The organism is Gemmobacter sp. (assembly GCF_016792925.1).
Taxonomy (GTDB): domain Bacteria; phylum Pseudomonadota; class Alphaproteobacteria; order Rhodobacterales; family Rhodobacteraceae; genus Gemmobacter.
Genome location: NZ_JAEULU010000210.1, coordinates 1 through 2231, shown reverse-complemented (window position 1 = coordinate 2231; position 2231 = coordinate 1). Strand labels below are relative to the sequence as shown.

The following is a 2231-nucleotide window of genomic DNA, read 5'->3' as shown; positions in this document are numbered from 1 at the left end:
CGGCTGACCGTGGCGCGGGTCGCGGCGGCGGGGCGGCTGGATGCGGCCATGGCGGCAGAGCTTGCGCCGCTGAAAATGGAGCGCGCCAGTTTCGTCACACAGGTGACCGAAGGCGAGGCCGGGCCGGAAGGCGCCGATGCGGTGGCTTTTACCGTCGCCACCAACCCCGGCGCGCCCTCGGGGCCGCTGAACAAGATCGCCTCGGGGGGCGAGCTGTCGCGCTTTCTGCTGGCGCTGAAGGTCTGCCTCACCGGCGACACGCCCGGCGTCACGATGATCTTTGACGAGATCGACCGCGGCGTGGGCGGGGCCACGGCGGATGCGGTCGGGCGGCGGCTCAAGGCGCTGTCGGATCAGGCACAGGTGCTGGTGGTGACCCATAGCCCGCAAGTGGCGGCGCTTGGCGCGCATCACTGGCGGGTGGAAAAGCGCGTGGCGGACGGCATGACCACCTCGACCGTGGTGCCGCTGTCGGCGCCGGAGCGGGTGGAGGAGATCGGGCGGATGCTGGCGGGCGATACCGTGTCGGATGCCGCCCGCGCTGCCGCCCGCGCCTTGCTGGACGCCTAAACCATTTCGCCCGCATGCAGGCGTGCGAGCAGGGCGCGCCCCTCGGCCAGCACGGTGTCGCGGTGCTGCGCCTCCATCCGGTCCCATGTGCGATACATCTGCGCCATGCGCGGGTTTCCCTCGAACCGCGCGCGGTGGCGGTGCAGGAACTGCCAATAGAGCAAGTTGAACGGGCAGGCGCGCGGGCCGCTGCGCTCCTTCACCCGGTAGGCGCAGGTGCCGCAATAATCCGACATCCGGTCGATATAGGCGCCCGAGGAGACATAGGGCTTGGAACCGAGCAGACCGCCATCGGCAAACTGGCTCATCCCCAATGTGTTCGGCGCCTCCACCCATTCCAGCGCGTCGATATAGACCGCCAGATACCAGTCATGCACCTGCGCGGGGTCCACCCCTGCCAGCAGGGCGAAATTGCCGGTCACCATCAGGCGCTGGATGTGATGGGCATAGGCGGTGTCGCGGGTCTGCGCGACGGCGGATTTCAGGCAGGCCATCCGCGTGGGCGCCCCCCAATAGGCGGCGGGCAAGGGCGCCGTATGGTTCAGCGCGTTGCGGGTCAGGTAATCCGGCCCCTGTATCTGCCAGATCCCGCGCATATATTCGCGCCAGCCAAGGATCTGGCGGATGAAGCCCTCCACCGCGTTCAGGGGCGCCTTGCCCGCGTGAAAGGCGGCTTCGGCACGCTTACAGACCTCCAGCGGCGACAGCAGGCCAAGGTTGATATAGGGCGACAGCAGCGAATGGCTGAGCGTCGGGTCATCCGCCAGCATCGCATCTTGCTCGTCGCCAAAACGCGGCAGGCTTTCGCGGATGAAATGATCCAGCGCCAGCAAGGCATCGGTGCGCGTCGTGGCCCAAGCGAAGGGGCGCAGTTGGCCGAAATGCCCGGGAAATTCGCGTTCAACCAGCGTCAGAACGGCCTCGGTCTCGGCATCAGGCGTAAAACGCAGCGGGCGCGGGCGCAGCATGTCGGGCTGGGCGGGTTTGCGGTTCTCGCTGTCGAAATTCCACTGGCCGCCGATGGGCTTGTCGCCCTCCATCAAAAGCCCGGTGCGGCGGCGCATCTCGCGGTAGAACCATTCCATCCGCAAGGTCTTGCGGCCTTCCGCCCAAGCGGCGAAAACCTGCGGAGGGCAGAGGAACCGGGTGTCGGGCAGCAGCGTCAGGCGCAAAGGCGTGGCTTCCAGCGCCTGTATCAGCCGCCAGTCGCCGGGCTGGGTGGCGATGACTTGCGCCGCGCCGAACTCCTCGGCCCGGCGCAGCAATTCGGCCGGGATCGAGGGCGCGGTGTCGGGATCATCCAACGCGCCATAGGCCACGCGCCAGCCCTGCGCCCGCAGATGCGCGGCGAATTTGCGCATGGCCGCCAGGATCAGCGCGATCTTTTGCGGGTGATGCGGCACATAGACGCCCTCGGCGCGCACCTCGGCCATCACCACCAGATCACGCGCCGGATCGGCGGCGGCCAGCGCCGAAAGGCTTTCGGAAAGCTGGTCGCCCAGCACAAGGATCAGGCGGGGCGTCACCATGCGATCACCGCGCCGCGACTGTCGTAAAAGCCCCCGCTTTGCGCGGGTGTCAGCGCATCCAGCGTGGCGAGCAGGCGCAGGGCGGCCTCCTCGGGCGGGATCGTCGGGTGGCTGGCCTGATAGCGCGCGGTA

Annotated in this window: 1 protein-coding gene and 1 pseudogene; one reads left to right on the top strand and one right to left on the bottom strand. The window is 68.2% G+C overall.

Annotated features, from left to right (window positions below; genetic code table 11):
* A pseudogene (locus JNN06_RS10055) lies at window positions 1-570 on the top strand (DNA repair protein RecN); the annotation flags it as partial.
* Here JNN06_RS10055 and JNN06_RS10050 read toward each other — a convergent pair.
* Entirely contained in the window at window positions 567-2099 is a 1533-nt protein-coding gene (locus JNN06_RS10050; protein WP_291239455.1) for a cryptochrome/photolyase family protein, read from the bottom strand. The pseudogene JNN06_RS10055 and the gene JNN06_RS10050 sit on opposite strands and share 4 nt — an antisense overlap.
* Window positions 2100-2231: the final 132 nt, after the last annotated feature.

What these genes read in the sequence shown, in the direction of transcription:
- JNN06_RS10050 (WP_291239455.1), bottom strand. Translation starts at nt 2,099, where the DNA reads ATGGTGACGCCCCGCCTGATCCTTGTGCTGGGCGACCAGCTTTCCGAA.